This window comes from Streptomyces sp. CA-142005 (assembly GCF_050942335.1).
Classification (GTDB): domain Bacteria; phylum Actinomycetota; class Actinomycetes; order Streptomycetales; family Streptomycetaceae; genus Streptomyces.
On record NZ_CP192078.1, the window covers coordinates 6347024 to 6362824 of the forward strand.

Annotated in this window: 15 protein-coding genes; 6 read left to right on the forward strand and 9 right to left on the reverse strand. The window is 71.2% G+C overall.

The genetic code is table 11. The features are described from left to right. Positions 1 to 83: 83 nt before the first annotated feature. The 3 genes from ACQPXS_RS29765 to ACQPXS_RS29775 are packed head-to-tail and all read right to left on the reverse strand — an operon-like array spanning position 84 to position 3157. A complete protein-coding gene (locus ACQPXS_RS29765) occupies positions 84 to 1217 on the reverse strand; it encodes an Mrp/NBP35 family ATP-binding protein (protein ID WP_351799313.1) in 1134 nt (377 codons plus the stop codon). A gap of 43 nt (positions 1218 to 1260) precedes the next feature. Then, positions 1261 to 1875 carry a DUF1003 domain-containing protein gene (locus ACQPXS_RS29770; RefSeq protein ID WP_433452322.1) on the reverse strand — a complete coding sequence of 205 codons (615 nt, stop codon included), beginning with the start codon at positions 1873 to 1875 and terminating at the stop codon, positions 1261 to 1263. Then, on the reverse strand, positions 1859 to 3157 hold the full coding sequence (locus ACQPXS_RS29775) for a magnesium transporter MgtE N-terminal domain-containing protein (RefSeq protein ID WP_433452323.1): 1299 nt from the start codon (positions 3155 to 3157) through the stop codon (positions 1859 to 1861). Before ACQPXS_RS29775 ends, ACQPXS_RS29770 begins: the two co-directional genes overlap by 17 nt. Before the next feature lie 226 nt (positions 3158 to 3383). Here ACQPXS_RS29775 and ACQPXS_RS29780 point away from each other — a divergent pair, with 226 nt between their 5' ends. Continuing rightward, complete coding sequence (locus ACQPXS_RS29780; protein ID WP_433452325.1) at positions 3384 to 4133, forward strand: hypothetical protein; 750 nt, start codon at positions 3384 to 3386, stop codon at positions 4131 to 4133. An 84-nt stretch (positions 4134 to 4217) separates the two neighbouring features. Here the strand turns inward: ACQPXS_RS29780 and ACQPXS_RS29785 are convergent, their stop codons facing one another. Together ACQPXS_RS29785 and ACQPXS_RS29790 are read right to left on the reverse strand one after the other, a co-directional pair. Further along, positions 4218 to 4733 carry a hypothetical protein gene (locus tag ACQPXS_RS29785; RefSeq protein WP_433452326.1) on the reverse strand — a complete coding sequence of 172 codons (516 nt, stop codon included), beginning with the start codon at positions 4731 to 4733 and terminating at the stop codon, positions 4218 to 4220. A 24-nt stretch (positions 4734 to 4757) separates the two neighbouring features. Continuing rightward, positions 4758 to 5888 (reverse strand): magnesium and cobalt transport protein CorA, encoded by a 1131-nt coding sequence (locus tag ACQPXS_RS29790; protein WP_351799327.1) that lies wholly within the window; start codon positions 5886 to 5888, stop codon positions 4758 to 4760. Between the two features lie 485 nt (positions 5889 to 6373). Here ACQPXS_RS29790 and ACQPXS_RS29795 point away from each other — a divergent pair, with 485 nt between their 5' ends. Continuing rightward, a complete protein-coding gene (locus ACQPXS_RS29795) occupies positions 6374 to 6958 on the forward strand; it encodes a suppressor of fused domain protein (RefSeq protein WP_433452327.1) in 585 nt (194 codons plus the stop codon). Positions 6959 to 6998: 40 nt separating this feature from the next. Here ACQPXS_RS29795 and ACQPXS_RS29800 read toward each other — a convergent pair whose 3' ends face one another. Beyond that, a complete protein-coding gene (locus ACQPXS_RS29800) occupies positions 6999 to 8198 on the reverse strand; it encodes an MFS transporter (RefSeq protein ID WP_433452329.1) in 1200 nt (399 codons plus the stop codon). A gap of 117 nt (positions 8199 to 8315) precedes the next feature. Here ACQPXS_RS29800 and ACQPXS_RS29805 point away from each other — a divergent pair, with 117 nt between their 5' ends. The 3 genes from ACQPXS_RS29805 to ACQPXS_RS29815 all read left to right on the forward strand — a co-directional run bounded on the left by ACQPXS_RS29805 (position 8316) and on the right by ACQPXS_RS29815 (position 10697). Beyond that, positions 8316 to 8957 (forward strand): DUF6758 family protein, encoded by a 642-nt coding sequence (locus tag ACQPXS_RS29805; RefSeq protein ID WP_351799333.1) that lies wholly within the window; start codon positions 8316 to 8318, stop codon positions 8955 to 8957. Positions 8958 to 9171: 214 nt separating this feature from the next. Further along, positions 9172 to 10029, forward strand: a complete 858-nt coding sequence (locus ACQPXS_RS29810; RefSeq protein ID WP_351799336.1) for a PHP domain-containing protein — start codon at positions 9172 to 9174, stop codon at positions 10027 to 10029. Between the two features lie 62 nt (positions 10030 to 10091). Further along, positions 10092 to 10697 carry a MarC family protein gene (locus ACQPXS_RS29815; protein WP_351799339.1) on the forward strand — a complete coding sequence of 202 codons (606 nt, stop codon included), beginning with the start codon at positions 10092 to 10094 and terminating at the stop codon, positions 10695 to 10697. A 55-nt stretch (positions 10698 to 10752) separates the two neighbouring features. Here the strand turns inward: ACQPXS_RS29815 and ACQPXS_RS29820 are convergent, their stop codons facing one another. Further along, positions 10753 to 10905 (reverse strand): hypothetical protein, encoded by a 153-nt coding sequence (locus tag ACQPXS_RS29820; protein ID WP_194294011.1) that lies wholly within the window; start codon positions 10903 to 10905, stop codon positions 10753 to 10755. Positions 10906 to 11112: 207 nt separating this feature from the next. On the opposite strand from ACQPXS_RS29820, the gene ACQPXS_RS29825 reads away from it, so the two are divergent. Next, positions 11113 to 12018, forward strand: a complete 906-nt coding sequence (locus tag ACQPXS_RS29825) for an NYN domain-containing protein (RefSeq protein WP_351800187.1) — start codon at positions 11113 to 11115, stop codon at positions 12016 to 12018. Here the strand turns inward: ACQPXS_RS29825 and ACQPXS_RS29830 are convergent. Further along, complete coding sequence (locus tag ACQPXS_RS29830; RefSeq protein ID WP_433452330.1) at positions 12015 to 12896, reverse strand: alpha/beta fold hydrolase; 882 nt, start codon at positions 12894 to 12896, stop codon at positions 12015 to 12017. The two genes, ACQPXS_RS29825 and ACQPXS_RS29830, sit on opposite strands and share 4 nt — an antisense overlap. A gap of 153 nt (positions 12897 to 13049) precedes the next feature. After that, entirely contained in the window at positions 13050 to 15572 is a 2523-nt protein-coding gene (locus tag ACQPXS_RS29835; RefSeq protein ID WP_433452332.1) for a DEAD/DEAH box helicase, read from the reverse strand. Between the last annotated feature and the right edge of the window lie 229 nt (positions 15573 to 15801).

A 15801-nucleotide genomic window follows, 5' to 3' on the forward strand; every position in this document is an offset into this window, starting at 1 on the left:
CAAAGGGGCGCCGATCGGTTTCGGTGCCCCTTCGCCGTATTGCCCGTATTGCCCGTATTGCCAGGAACGCGCCGGAAGACTCTCTAGAACTTGTTCTTCGGCGTGATTCCCAGCGACAGGCCCGAAAGACCCCGCTGACGTCCTCCCAGCTTCCCGGCGATCGCCCTGAGCGCGCTGCCCGCCGGGGAGTCCGGGTCGGTCAGGACCACCGGCTTGCCCTCGTCGCCGCCCTCGCGGAGGCGGACGTCGATCGGGATGTTGCCGAGGACCGGGACCGTCGTACCCGTGGTGCGGGTGAGGCCGTCGGCGACCAGCTGGCCGCCGCCCGTGCCGAAGACGTCGACCATCTCGCCGCAGTGCGGGCAGGGCAGGCCGGACATGTTCTCGACCACGCCGACGATCTTCTGGTGGGTCTGGACCGCGATGGAGCCGGCGCGCTCGGCGACCTCGGCCGCCGCCTGCTGCGGGGTCGTCACGACCAGGATCTCGGCGTTCGGGACCAGCTGGGCGACGGAGATCGCGATGTCGCCGGTGCCGGGCGGCAGGTCGAGGAGCAGGACGTCCAGGTCGCCCCAGTACACGTCCGCCAGGAACTGCTGAAGGGCCCTGTGCAGCATCGGGCCGCGCCAGACGACCGGGGCGTTGCCCGGGGTGAACATGCCGATGGAGATGACCTTCACGCCGTTCGCCGACGGCGGCATGATCATGTTCTCGACCTGGGTGGGACGGCCGTCCGCGCCCAGCATGCGCGGCACGCTGTGGCCGTAGATGTCGGCGTCGACGACGCCCACCTTGAGGCCGTCGGCGGCCATGGCGGCCGCCAGGTTCACCGTCACCGAGGACTTGCCGACGCCGCCCTTGCCGGAGGCGACCGCGTAGACGCGGGTGAGGTTGCCGGGCTTGGCGAAGGGGACCTCGCGCTCGGCCTGGCCGCCGCGCAGGGCCGTCGCCAGCTCCTTGCGCTGCTCGTCGCTCATCACGTCGAGCGTGACGTCGACACGGGTGACGCCCTCGACCCGGGAGACCGCCTCGGTGACGCGCTGGGTGATCGTCTCGCGCATGGGGCAGCCGGAGACCGTCAGGTACACGGTGACCGCGACCGCGCCGTCCTCCCCGATCTCCACCGATTTGACCATTCCCAGTTCGGTGATGGGGCGGTTGATCTCGGGGTCGTTCACCGTCGCCAGTGCCTCGCGCACCGCGTCTTCCGTAGCCATAAGCACGATGGTACGGCGCGCCGAGGGGCGTCCGGGATGCCCCTCAGCGGTCGTCTGTGTCACGTCCCGGTGGCCGATCCGACCGTTCCGCCGGGAATACGACATGCCCGGCGTGCCCGTCGTGCCGTCGCCTGTCCTCCAACTCCTTGACCAGATCCTGCAGCTCCGAGCGGATCCAGTCGCGGGTCGCGACCTCGCCCAGGCCCAGCCGCAGCGCGGCGATCTCCCGGGTCAGGTACTCGGTGTCGGCGATGGACCGCTCGTTCTGCTTGCGGTCCTGCTCCAGGTTGACCCGGTCGCGGTCGTCCTGCCGGTTCTGCGCGAGGAGGATCAGCGGGGCCGCGTAGGAGGCCTGCAGGGACAGCGCCAGGGTCAGGAAGATGAAGGGATATTCGTCGAAGCGCAGGTGGCTCGGCGCGGCGATGTTCCACAGCACCCACATGATGATGACGGCCGTCATCCAGACGATGAAGCGTCCCGTGCCCAGGAAGCGGGCGATCCGCTCCGACAGCCGGCCGAAGGCCTCCGGGTCCCACTCGGGCAGCAACCGGCGGCGCGGCGGGCGCGGCTGGTCCAGCCGGGGCACACGGGGCCGGGTGGCGGCCGTGGCGCCCGACGCAGTGCGCTCGCGGGTCGCGGTGTCACGCTCCGGAGCCATAGGTACCCACCCCCTCGTTCTCGTCGTTCAGGTGGAACTCGGTCTCCCGCCAGTCCTCGGGCAGCATGTGGTCCAGTACGTCGTCCACGGTGACCGCGCCGAGCAGCGACCCGGACTCGTCCACGACGGGCGCGGCGACCATGTCGTACGTGGCGAAGAACCCGGCGATGACACGCAGCGCCGCATCCGGGTCGAGCGGCTGCAGGTCGGTGTCGACGATGGAGCTGACCAGGTTGTAGGGCGGCTCGCGCAGCAGCCGCTGGAAGTGGACCGTGCCCAGGTACTTGCCGGTCGGGGTCTCGTCCGGCGGGCGGCAGACGTAGACCTGGGCGGCGAGCGACGGGGAGAGGTCGGGGTTGCGGACCCGGGCGAGCGCGTCGGCGACGGTGGCGTCCGGGCGCAGCACGATCGGCTCGGTGGTCATCAGACCGCCGGCCGTGTGCTCCTCGTACGACATCAGCCGGCGTACGTCGGCCGCGTCGCTCGGCTGCATCAGGCTCAGCAGCCGCTCCTTGTCCGCCTCGGGCAGTTCGCCGAGCAGGTCGGCCGCGTCGTCGGGGTCCATGGCCTCCAGGACGTCCGCCGCGCGCTCCTCCTTCAGCTTGCCGAGGATCTCGATCTGGTCGTCCTCCGGGAGTTCTTCGAGCACGTCGGCCAGGCGGTCGTCGTCGAGCGCGGCGGCGACCTCGGCGCGCCGCTTGGGGGACAGGTGGTGCAGGACGTTGGCGAGGTCGGCGGGGCGCAGCTGCTCGAATGTGGCGAGCAGGCTCTCGGCGCCCTGTCCGTGCTCCTCCAGGGAGAAGCCGGTGACGGCCGACCACTCGACGGTCAGCGTCTCGCCCTTGGCCCGCCGGAAGGCGCTCGCCTTCCTGCCCTTGCGGACGAAGACGCGGTCGACCTCCCAGTCCCGGCGGGCCGGCAGCTGCTGCACGGACAGGTCGAGGACGGTGACCTCCTCGCGGGTCTCCACCAGCGTCACCCGCCGGTCCAGCAGCTCGCCGAAGACCAGCCGCTCGGTGGGCCGCTGCTCGAAACGCCGGACGTTCATCACGCCGGTGGTGATGACCTGCCCGGACTCGACACCGGTGATCCGGGTCATGGGCAGGAAGATACGGCGCCGGGTGGTCAGTTCGACGACCAGCCCGAGCAGCCGTGGGGGCTTGCGGCCCACGCGCAGCATCACGACCAGGTCGCGCACGCGGCCCACCTGGTCGCCGTTCGGATCGAAGACGGGGACCCCGGCGAGGTGCGAGACGAAGATCCGGGGGGCGCCGGCTGCCATGGCTCTGCTTCCTCTGCTGATGTGGCCTGGGAATCGCCCTTCACTGGGCCGTTCCGCTTTCTTTGTGAATTGCTCGGATTTGCCCGCTCGGGTGCGCTTCAGGCTAGCCCGTACCGGTCGGATACGCCCTGGTGGGGGGTCCGGACGGACTCGCTCCGCCCGGCGGCCGGGGCACCGGTACGCTGCCTCACGCCGCTCAGGAACCGTCAGAAAGGCGACCCCACCTGTGACTGCGATTCCCCAGGGCCGTACCCGCCGGGCCGCGCTGGCGACCGCGATCTGCGTACTCGCCGTGACGGGTTCAGCGGTGCTGACCGGGTGCGGCGGCGAGGATCCGGACGCGGGGACGAACGGCGTGGGCAAGCTGCCCGCCGGCCAGATCCAGGCGAAGACCCGGGCGGCGGCCCAGGGGGCAGCGGCGGTACGGCTGTCCGGCACCGTGGTCACCAGCGGCCGCACGTACCAGCTGGACATGCGGCTGAAGGCCGACGGCGGCACCGGGTCGGTGACCTCGAAGGGGGCGACCTTCAAGCTGCTGCGGGTCGGCAAACAGCTGTATCTGAAGGCCGACGCGGACTTCTGGAACCAGGCCGACGGCAAGGACGGCGGCGACGGCACGGCGCAGAAGCTGAACGGCAAGTACGTGAAGGTGCCGCAGGGAGACCCCGCGTACCGGAAGTTCAGCGGCTTCACGGACAAGGACGTCCTCCTCGACGGACTGCTCACACTGCACGGCACACTGGCGACGGACGGCCACCACGACGACGCGGGTACCCGCACCATCCGCATCACCGGCGACAAAGGCTCCGGCGGCAGCCTCGACGTCTCCCTGGAGGGCACGCCGTATCCCCTCCGCCTGGTCCGCGGCGGCGGCGCGGGGACCCTCAGCTTCTCCGACTGGGGTAAGGACTTCGCCGTGACCGAGCCCGCGAAGGGTGAGACCGTCGATTACGGCAAGCAGTTGCCGACGTCGTAGCCGTTCGGGCAGGCAGGCGTGGCGGACGGGCCGGGCAGGGTCCGGCACCGCCGATCACCGGGGCAAGGATGCCGGTACCGGGCGCTACCGTCCCTTGCGGCGTTTGGCGAGAAGCTTCGGCAAGCCCGCCGGGACCGGCCGGCGCGTGGTCGCCGGAGTCGCCACCGGCCGCTCCGCCAAGCTGCCGTCGGGCAGCGGCGCCACAGACCCGGCCGGAACCAGGCGCAGTACCCGGCACTCGCGTGCCCAGCGGGCCGGCATCTCCTCGCCGTCGGGGGCGTTCAGGCGCTTGCCCTTCAGCTCGGCGACGGCCGCCTCCCACTCCTCGGAGCCGGAGGGCAGCTCGGACACGGTCGCCGGGAACGTCACCAGCCGGCCGCCCTTGTCCTTGCTGCGCACGGTCACCTCGGCGGTGCCGCCGTCGACCAGCCCCTCCAGCGGCTGCTCACCGGGCCCGTCGCCGACCAGGCACACCGCGCCCTCGTGCCACACGTGCCACAGCGCACGCGCGGCGGAGGCCCCGGCGGCCCTGACCCAGATGAGGCCGGACTTCTTGGAGGCCTCCTCGATGAGGGCCCGGTCGAGCAGCTCGCTTGTCATGCGCCCAGCCTATCCAGCGCCCGCTCACAGCCAGCCGTTGCGCTTGAGCGTGCGGTGGATGCCGAGACAGATGGCGACCGTGATGCCCATGATCACCGGGTAGCCGTACTTCCAGTGCAGCTCCGGCATGTACTTGAAGTTCATGCCGTACACACCGCACACCATCGTCGGCACGGCGATGATCGCGGCCCAGGCGGTGATCTTGCGCATGTCCTCGTTCTGCGCGACTGACGCCTGCGCCAGGTTGGCCTGGAGGATGGAGTTGAGGAGTTCGTCGAAGCCCAGCACCTGCTCCTGGACCCGGGCGAGGTGGTCGGCGACGTCCCGGAAGTACTTCTGGATGTCCGGGTCGACCAGCCGCATCGGCCGCTCGCTCAGCAGCTGCATCGGGCGCAGCAGCGGTGCCACCGCGCGCTTGAACTCCAGCACCTCACGCTTGAGTTGGTAGATCCGCGCCGAGTCCACACCACGGGACACCCCGCCCTTGCGGCCCGGCGAGAAGACCTCGGTCTCCACCTCGTCGATGTCGTCCTGCACCGCGTCGGCGACCGCGATGTAGCCGTCCACGACATGGTCGGCGATCGCGTGCAGCACGGCCGAGGGGCCCTTGGCGAGCAGCTCCGGGTCGTCCTGCAGCCGGTGCCGGAGGGCCCTGAGCGAGCCCTGGCCGCCGTGCCGGACGGTGATGAAGAAGTCCCGGCCGGTGAAGCACATGACCTCGCCGGTCTCCACCACCTCGCTGGTGGCGGTGAGCCGGTCGTGCTCGATGTAGTGGATGGTCTTGAACACGGTGAACAGCGAGTCGTCGTACCGCTCCAGCTTGGGCCGCTGGTGGGCCTGCACCGCGTCCTCCACGGCCAGCGGGTGCAGCCCGAACTCGCTCGCGATACCGGCGAATTCGGCCTCGGTCGGCTCGTGCAGACCGATCCACACGAAGCCGCCGTCGCGCCGCACCTGCCGCATGGCCTCGTGCGGGCTGAGCGGCTTGGCGCTCGCGACCCGCTTGCCGTCGCGGTAGACGGCGCAGTCCACGACGGCCGACGGGGTGGCCGGGTCACGGGTGGTGTCGTACGACGCGTTCGACGCGCTCGTGGGCTTGCGCAGCGAGACGCGGGACGGACGGACCACGGCGCGCAGGTCGCGGATCATCGACATGGGCAGGCTCCTTCGCGACAGGCAACGAAAGACCGCCGGCGACGGGTGGAACTACCCGGAATGGGGACGTCCTGACTGCGGGATGTTTGGCACGTCCACAAAGCGGGGAGCACCGCACCGTCGCGGTGGCGACTTCGCTACTGATGCAGAACTGATTCGATCAGGCGATCGGGTGATCAGACGATCAGGGCAAAGCGAAACGAAGTGCTCTTCCGAAGGGCAACGCGCACGGGAAGGCGTCAGGCAGCCGGAAACCAGCCAGTGACTACATCAGCGGGCGGAAGAGCGAGTGGTACTGCACGGTCGACTTCGATCCATGACAGCCCCACCTCCTCCGGCCGGTCCCTCGTAAGGGAGTCTCATCGGCGTCGGGACTCGATAGCGACGCTTCTGCGTGCTGTCCCGAACCACCGGCTCAGCGTAGCAGCCGCCCGATGTGTCAAGGCGCAGCTTTGCCCGCTACTGACGAGTTCTATGCTCACGGCATGGTTGATGTTCTTCCTCTGGTCGAAGCACGGTTGACCACCGCGCTGGGCGAACCGGACGCGCGCGCCGCCGTCACCTTCCTCGGCACGGACCGCATCGAGGTGCTCCGATTCAGCGAGGGGGACCTCGTGCGGTACGCCACCCTCGGCATGTCCGCGCACCCCATGACCGATCCCGCCGCGATGCTCGCCGACCCGGTCAAGGGCCCCCGCGCCGAGCTGGTCCTCTCCGTTCGCGCGGGCCTCGCCGACACCGACAAGGTGCTCCGCCCGCTCGCCGTGCTGGCCGCGACCCCGCAGGTGGAGGGGCTGATCGTGACCCCGGGCGCCTCCCTGGACGTCGGCGAGCCGCTGTGGCCCGGCGCCCCCTTCACCTCGGTCCTGGTGGGCGAACCCGGCGGCCTGGTCGAGGACCTGGAGCTGGACGACCCGATGGAGCCCGTACGGTTCCTGCCGCTGCTGCCGATGACCCCGAACGAGGCCGCGTGGAAGCGGGTGCACGGCGCCCCGGCGCTGCAGGAGCGATGGCTCGCGAACGGGACGGATCTGAGGGATCCCGCCCGCAGGTCCGTCCCGCTCGACTGACCCGAAGTGACCGATCTCACCAACGCCAGGCCGGATTCGGTCAGTTGGCAAAGACGGTGACGCCGTCCTCGGTGGCGTGCGCCGTCTCCGGTTCCTCCGCCTCGTGGGCGAGGGCCCGTCGCCGTACGGCGACCACGGCCGCACCCAGCAGCGCGGTGACCGCCGCCACCACGAACGGGATGTGGATGTCGCTCCACTCCTCGATCTTGGGCGCGAAGTATGGCGCGGCGGCGGCCGCGAACCAGCGGACGAAGTTGTAGCCCGCGCTCGCCACCGGGCGCGGAGCGTCCGACACGCCGAGGGCCAGTTCGGTGTAGACGGTGTTGTTCACGCCGATGAGCGCTCCGGACAGGATCGTGCAGACGATCGCGGTGGTGTGGTCGCCGTAGCCGAGGACCAGGACGTCGGCGGCGAGCAGCACCAGCGAGCCGCCGAGCACCTTCGGCGAGCCGAAGCGCTCCTGCACGCGCGGCGCCACGATCACGGAGAAGACCGCCAGCAGCACGCCCCAGGCGAAGAACACCGCGCCGGAGCGGTACGGGGTCATGTCGAGCACGAACGGCGTGAAGGCTAGCACCGTGAAGAACGTGTAGTTGTAGAAGAACGCGGAGATCGCGGCCGTGGCGAGACCGCCGTGGCCGAGTGCCCTGATCGGGTCCAGGGGCGAGGTCCTGCGGGCCGGCTTCGGCTGCTCCTTCAGGAACGCCGTGATGCACAGGAAGCCGATCGCCATCAGCGTGGCCGTGCCGAAGAAGGGGTAGCGCCAGCTGAGGTTGCCGAGGACCGCGCCGAGCAGCGGGCCGCAGGCCATGCCGAGGCCGAGCGCGGACTCGTACAGCAGGATCGCCGCCGCGCTGCCTCCGGCGGCCGCGCCGACGATCACCGCGAGCGCCGTCGAGACGAAGAGCGCGTTGCCGAGGCCCCATCCCGCCCGGAAGCCGACCAGTTGGCCGACGCTGTCCGAGGTGCCGGCCAGGCCCGCGAAGACGACCACGAAGGCGAGGCCGAGCAGCAGGGTCTTCCGGCCGCCGATGCGGCTGGAGACGAACCCGGTCAGCAGCATCGCCACCGCGGTGATCAGGAAGTACGAGGTGAAGAGCAGGGACACCTGGCCGGCGGTGGCGTGCAGGCCCTGCGCGATCGAAGGCAGGATCGGGTCGACCAGGCCGATGCCCATGAAGGCGACGACGGAGGCGCCGGCCGTGGCCCAGACCGCCTTGGGCTGCCGCAGCAGGTCCATCTGTACTCACCACTCCCATCACAAGTTAGCTCTGCTAATTGATGTATATTACATCGAGTTGGCCGGACGGGTGATCGTCCTTGACGTGGGCGGGCCGGGGTAGGACCGTGGAGCCCTATGAGGGGCGAACCCAGTTGCCCGAGGTGCGGTGGCCGGGTCAGGGCGCCCGGACTCTTCGCCGATTCGTGGCAGTGCGATGTGCATGGCACGGTGTATCCGCTGCAGCCCGTGATCCCGCCCAGTGTGGAGGCCCTCGCTGCCGTCGTGCACCGCACGCACGTTCCGGTGTGGATGCCCTGGCCGCTCCCCGTCGGCTGGCTCTTCACGGGCGTGGCCTACGCGGGCGACGACCGCAGTGGTGGCCGCGCGACCGCCGTCGCCTGCTCCGGGCCCGGCCCGCTGGGCGGCCCGGCCGAACTCATCCTGGTCGCCGAGGAGCTCGGCGTCGGGCTCGGCGCGCGGTACGCGGGCATCGACGGCCCGGACCCGGGATCGTACATGAACGTCGAGAAGCCGCCCCAGGCCAAGGTGCTGGCCGTCGGCCGGCCGACCCCGCTCTGGCACGTCTACCGCACCCCCGACGACCGGGCCGTCTTCGCCGGTGAGGCGCTCGGCATGTGGCTGTGGGCGGTGATGTGGCCCGAGCAGGCGGGCCTGCTCATGTACGACGAGCTGGTGCTCACGGACCTGCGGGACGCGGGGGCGGAGCTGGATCTGGTGCCCTTCGGAGCGTTGTCGCCGCGCTTGCTCCGGCCGTGACGCCTCCTGGGGTGCAGGGTTCTCGTCCTTGGCGGCTGCGGGTCTCGTTGTGGTTGCTCGCGCCCACGCGGCGGAGTCGCGTATCGAGGACAGCCTCGCGCCCCTAGGGAGTTGCGGTAGGGGGCGCTGGGTGGGTGCGGGTGTGACAGTCGGGCTTCAAAACCCCGCTATCCTTAGGTGTCCCCTTCCGTAGCCGTCCCCGTCTGGAGTCACCGTGCGCGTCGATCTGCACTGTCACTCCACGGCGTCCGACGGTACGGACACCCCGGCCGAGCTGGTGCGCAACGCCGCCGCGGCCGGGCTGGACGTCGTCGCGCTGACCGATCACGACACCACCCGTGGGTACGCCGAGGCGATCGCCGCGCTGCCCAAGGGGCTCACGCTGGTCACCGGTGCCGAGCTGTCGTGTCGTGTCGACGGCATCTCGATGCACATGCTGGCCTACCTCTTCGACCCCGAGGAGCCCGCCCTGCTCGCCGAGCGCGAGCTGGTGCGGGACGACCGGGTGCCGCGGGCCAAGGGCATGATCGCCAAGCTCAACGGGCTGGGCGTGCCGGTCACCTGGGAGCAGGTCGAGCGGATCGCGGCCGGCGGTTCCGTGGGGCGCCCGCATGTCGCGACGGCACTGGTCGAGCTGGGCGTCGTACCGACCGTGGGCGACGCGTTCACCGAGCAGTGGCTGTCCGACGGCGGCCGGGCCTTCGTGGAGAAGCACGAGACGGACCCCTTCGAGGCGATCCGGCTGGTCAAGAACGCGGGCGGGGTCTGTGTGTTCGCGCACCCGGCCGCCGCCAAGCGCGGCCGTACGGTCCCGGAGGCGCGGATCGCGGAGATGGCCGAGGCCGGTCTCGACGGCATCGAGGTCGACCACATGGACCACGACGCCGACGCGCGCGACCGGCTGCGGGGCCTGGCGAAGGAACTGGACCTGCTGGTCACGGGTTCCTCGGACTACCACGGCAGCCGCAAGACCGTGACGCTGGGCGCGTACACGACCGACCCCGAGGTGTACGGGGAGATCACACGGCGGGCCACCGGGGCGTTTCCCGTGCCGGGGACCGGCGGGGCCTGAGGCCCCAAGGGGCCCCTCCGCGCCCGTAGTTCACCCCTTCCAGCAAGGCCAGTACTTCCCCCATGTTCGACATCGCCGTCTTCGGCTCTCTGTTCCTGACCCTTTTTGTCATCATGGATCCCCCCGGGATCACCCCGATCTTCCTCGCGCTCACCGCCGGCCGTCCGGCCAAGGTGCAAAAGCGCATGGCCTTCCAGGCCGTGTGCGTGGCGGGCGGGGTCATCGCCACCTTCGGCGTCCTGGGCCACCAGATCCTCGACTACCTGCACGTCTCCGTGCCCGCGCTGATGATCGCGGGCGGTCTGCTGCTTCTGCTGATCGCGTTGGACCTGCTCACCGGCAAGACCGACGAGCCGAAGCAGACCAAGGACGTGAACGTGGCGCTCGTGCCGCTGGGCATGCCGCTGCTGGCCGGGCCCGGTGCGATCGTGTCCGTGATCCTGGCCGTGCAGAAGGCCGGCAGTGTGGCCACGCAGATCTCGGTGTGGACCGCGATCCTCGCGATCCATGTCGTGCTGTGGCTGGTGATGCGTTACTCGCTGCTGATCATCCGGGTCATCAAGGACGGCGGCGTCGTGCTGGTGACGCGGCTCGCGGGCATGATGCTCTCCGCGATCGCCGTCCAGCAGATCATCAACGGGATCACTCAGGTCATCCGGGGGAGCTGAGCCCTCGTCGGCTCGGCTCCCCCGGAAAGCTTGAGTGGCGCGCAGCGCGTGAGCGTTACGAGGCCTGGGTGTCGGCCGGGCGGATCCACAGGCGCTGTCCGATGGCGGCGGCCTGCTGAACGATCCGGTTGACGGAGGCGGCGTCCACGACGGTGCTGTCCACGGTGGTGCCGTCGACCTCGTCGAGTCGCATGATTTCGAAGCGCATGGGCTTCTCCCTTCGTCTGGTCATCCTCCTGAGGAGAACTACTCGGTGGGCCGCAGACGTCTGCGGCCTCGTGAGTAGTCAACGGGCTGCTTGTTACAAACATTCCCTACGCTAAAGAAATTTTTCGAACGACTAATTACTGAGTGGTAAGTGGAGGGTGCGGGACCGATCGGGAGCGGTTGTGTTCGCAGCGTGACCAACGGGACAATGGAGGCGATGAACGACGACCTGGCGGCCCTGGGCGCCCGCATCGACCACACGAACGAGCTGCTGGAACGCATGCTCGCCGAAGTGGCGAAGACGCCCTCCACCCACGCGATCTTCGTCGACGCGGGTTACCTGTACGCGGCCGCGGGCCGGCTGGTCGCCGGGACCGAGGACCGCCGGGCCTTCGACCTCGACGCCGAGGGCCTGATCGAGGCCCTCATCGACCGGGCCCGCCAGGTCTTCGCGGACAGCCGCCTGCTGCGCGTGTACTGGTACGACGGCGCCCGCCGGCGCATCCACACCGCCGAGCAGCAGTCCATCGCCGAACTCCCCGACGTCAAGGTCCGCCTCGGCAACCTCAACGCCAACAACCAGCAGAAGGGTGTCGACTCCCTGATCCGCAGCGACCTCGAATCACTGGCGAGGCACCGCGCGATCAGCGACGCGGCCCTGCTCGGCGGCGACGAGGACCTGGTCTCGGCGGTCGAGGCGGCGCAGGGCTACGGCGCCCGCGTCCACCTGTGGGGCATCGAGGCCCCCGAAGGCCGCAACCAGGCCGAGCCCCTCCTCTGGGAGGTCGACAGCCAGCGCACCCTGGACCTGGAGTTCTTCAAGCCGTACGTCTCCCGCCGCACGGCCGCCGCCTACGACGCCACCGCCGGCACTCGCCCCACCCGCGAGGACGTCCGCTTCGTCGGCGCCCAGATCGCCGCGAAGTGGCTCGTCTCCCGAGGCCGCGAGGCCCTGGTCGAACTGCTCCCCGGCCACCCCTACCTCCCGGGCTCCGTCGACCAGGACCTGCTGGTCGAGGCCGAAGGCCTGCTCCAGTACTCCCTGCGCGGCCAGGCGGACCTGCGCCGCGCCCTGCGGGACGGCTTCTGGGACCATCTGCAGGCGCAGTACTAGCCCCGTCCGGCGGTGCTGTCCCAGAAGTCGGCGATGGCGCGGGCCGTGGCGAGGGGCTGGTCGGTGTTGGGGGAGTGCTCGGCGTTCTCGATCACCGTCCGCCGTGCGTTCAGCCGTGCCGCCATCTCGTCCAGCAGGGGCAGCGGCCAGGTGTCGTCCCGTGCGCCGGACAGGACGTGGAACGGCAGCGGCAGCGCGGCCAGTTCCGTGACACGGTCCGGTTCCGTGCACAACTGGCGTCCGGTGGCGAGGAGTTGGGCGGGCTTGGTGCTCAGCCAGCGGCGCTGCAGGTCGTCCCGGTCGTCGAGGCCGCCGTCGAGCGCCGCCGTCTCGGTCTCCTCCGGCGTCTCCATCGCCCGCATCGCGTCCCACACCTGGCCCATGGTCATCACCGCGAGCGCGTCCCGCAGCAACTTCACGCGCTGCTGCTGGGGTTCGGAGATCTGCGCGGGGCCGGACGCCATGAGGGTGAGCGACCGGAAGGGCGCGTGGTCGAGCAGGACGGCCGCACGCGAGATCTGCCCGCCGAGGGAGTGCCCCAGCAGATGCACCGGCTCCCCGAGCGCCTCGGCCTGCGCCAGCACGTCCCGCGCCAACTCCTGCTGGGCGTAAGCCGATTCGTCGGTCTCGGGCCCGTCCGACTCGTGCTGCCCGCGCCCGTCCACAGCCACGGTCCGGTACCCGCGCCGCGCGAGCGGAACGTGCAGCGGATTGAAGTCCTCCTTGCTCCCGGTGAACCCCGGCAGCAACAGCGCCACCCCCCGGGGCTCCACCCCGGCAGCCACGGGAGCGTCGACGACGGCGAACTCCCCGCGCGCGGTCCGCAGCGCGTACGCGCGGGCACCGGGAGGCGGGACAAAGGTGGCGGGCCTGCTCATGGGGAGAGGCTATCGGGCCGGGGACGTCCTGCGCTGCGACCGGGGCGGGGACGCCCCGAAGACGCGCGGAGCACGCGGGAGCGGCGCGGCATCCGGACACGGCGACGGCCCGGTCCCCATCGGGGACCGGGCCGTCGCTCGTCGGGTGCCGGATCAGCCCTCGGCGGCCTCGACGGCGGCCGTGGCCTTACGCGCACGGCGCCGCGGCTTGGCCTCCGGCTCCTCGGTGGCCTGTGCCGGGATCTCCGCGGTGACCGCCTTGGCGACGGCCTTACGGGTCCGCCGGACCTTCGGCGCGGCCACCTCGGCATCCCCGTCCGCCTCGACGACGGCGGCGGCCGTCTTGCGGGTGCGGCGGGGCTTGGCCTCGGCCTGGGGAGCCTCGGTGGTGTCCGGGGCGGCGGCGGCCTTCTTGCGGGTGCGGCGCGGCTTGGTTTCCGTGCCCTCGGCCGTGTCGACGGCGACCTCAGCGGCGGCGGCCGTCTTGCGGGTGCGGCGGGGCTTGGCCTCGGCCTCGGGAGCCTCGGCGGTTTCCGGCGCGGCGGCGGCCGTCTTGCGGGTGCGCCGCGGCTTGGCCTCGGCCTCCGGGGCTTCCGTCGTCTCGGGCGCGGCGGCGGCCGTCTTGCGGGTGCGGCGCGGCTTGGCTTCCGTGCCTTCGGCCGTGTCCACGGCGGCCTCGGCCTTCGGGGCCTCGGTCGTCTCCGGTGCGGCGGCGGCCTTCTTGCGGGTGCGGCGCGGCTTGGGCTCCGCCTCCGCGTCCGCCGGTGCCGCCTCGGTCGCTGCGGCCTCGGTGACGGCGGCGGCCGTCTTCCGCGTGCGGCGGGGCTTCGCTTCCGTGCCCTCGGCCGTGTCGACGGCTGTCTCGGCGGCGGGCTCGGCGGTCTTGCGCGTCCGGCGGCGCGGCTTCGCCTCCGCAGCCTCCACGGGCGCGGCCTCGGCCTGCGGCTCGGCGGCCACCTGCGCCGCCTCGGGGGCGACGGCCGTCTCGGTCGCGGCCGGCTCCGCCGACTTGCGGGTGCGGCGGCGGCGCGGCTTCTCCGGGGCCTCCGGGGTCTCCAGCTGGGCCGGGCCCTCCGCCGTGTCCACGGACTCGACGGCGGCCTCGGTGGCCGTCACCTGCTGCGCCGGCGCTCCGCCGCGCGTACGGCGACGGCGGCGCAGTGTGCGAGGAGCGCTGGACTCCTCCACGCCGGCGGCATCCGGGGCGCCCGAGTCGGACGCCGGAACCGCGGTGGTCGCGGCGGCGTCGACCGGTGCTCCGCCACGGGTGCGGCGGCGACGGCGCGCCGTACGGTCCGTACGCTCGTGCTCGGCGGTGCCGGACTGGGGCCGGCCGTCACGCTCGCCCCGGCCACCACGGCCACGGCCGCGTGCGCCACGCCCGCCGGTCTCGCCGAGGTCCTCCAGCTCCTCCGCGTCCAGACCGGCACGGGTCCGCTCCGAGCGCGGCAGGGTGCCCTTGGTGCCCTCGGGGATGCCGAGGTCGGAGAACAGGTGCGGGGACGAGGAGTACGTCTCCACCGGGTCGTTGAAGTCCAGCTCCAGCGCCTTGTTGATCAGCTGCCAGCGCGGGATGTCGTCCCAGTCGACGAACGTGATCGCCGTACCCTTGGCGCCCGCGCGGCCCGTACGCCCGACCCGGTGCAGGTACGTCTTCTCGTCCTCGGGGGACTGGTAGTTGATGACGTGGGTCACGCCCTCGACGTCGATGCCGCGCGCGGCGACGTCGGTGCAGACCAGGACGTCCACCTTGCCGTTGCGGAAGGCGCGCAGCGCCTGCTCGCGGGCCCCCTGCCCGAGGTCGCCGTGGACCGCGCCGGAGGCGAAGCCGCGGCGCTGGAGCTGCTCGGCGATGTCGGCGGCCGTACGCTTCGTACGGCAGAAGATCATCGCCAGTCCGCGGCCCTCGGCCTGCAGGATGCGGGCGACCATCTCCGGCTTGTCCATGTTGTGCGCGCGGTAGACGAACTGCTTGATGTTCGCGACCGTCGCGCCCTCGTCGTCCGGCGCCGTGGCGCGGATGTGCGTGGGGCGGGACATGTAGCGGCGCGCGAGGCCGATGACCGCGCCCGGCATGGTCGCCGAGAACAGCATGGTCTGGCGCTTGACCGGCAGCATGTCGATGATCTTCTCGACGTCGGGCAGGAAGCCCAGGTCGAGCATCTCGTCGGCCTCGTCGAGGACCAGGCACCTGACGTGCTTCAGGTTCAGCTTCTTCTGGCCCGCGAGGTCGAGCAGCCGGCCCGGGGTGCCGACGACCACGTCGACGCCCTTCTTCAGGGCCTCCACCTGGGGCTCGTAGGCCCGGCCGCCGTAGATCGCGACCACTCGTACGTTACGGACCTTGCCCGCGGTCAGCAGGTCGTTGGTGACCTGGGTGCACAGCTCGCGCGTGGGGACGACGACGAGCGCCTGCGGGGCGTCGGTGAGGGATTCGGGGGCGGCGCGTCCGGCCTCGACGTCGGCGGGGACGGTGACGCGCTCGAGGAGCGGAAGACCGAAGCCCAGCGTCTTGCCGGTGCCGGTCTTGGCCTGGCCGATGACGTCCGTGCCGGAAAGGGCGACGGGGAGCGTCATCTCCTGGATGGGGAAGGGAGTGATGATGCCGACGGCCTCCAGGGCCTCGGCGGTCTCGGGGAGGATCCCGAGGTCTCGAAACGTCGTAGTCAGGGTCATGCCTCTTCTGTGTGCGCGGCGCGAGGCGAGCGCGGGGGTCATGTGCGACCGTGCCGGGGACGTCGGCTGCCGTACGGGCGAGCCACTCAAGGCAAGCCGTATGACACGGGACCTCTGCCGACGCTCTAGCGCTCGTACCGCTGAGGGTGTCCCTCCGGTCGTCGTACGTACTGTGCCGTACGGCCACGGAGGGCTGTCGGGTCGGAGCCGATCGGGCCACCGACCGGGC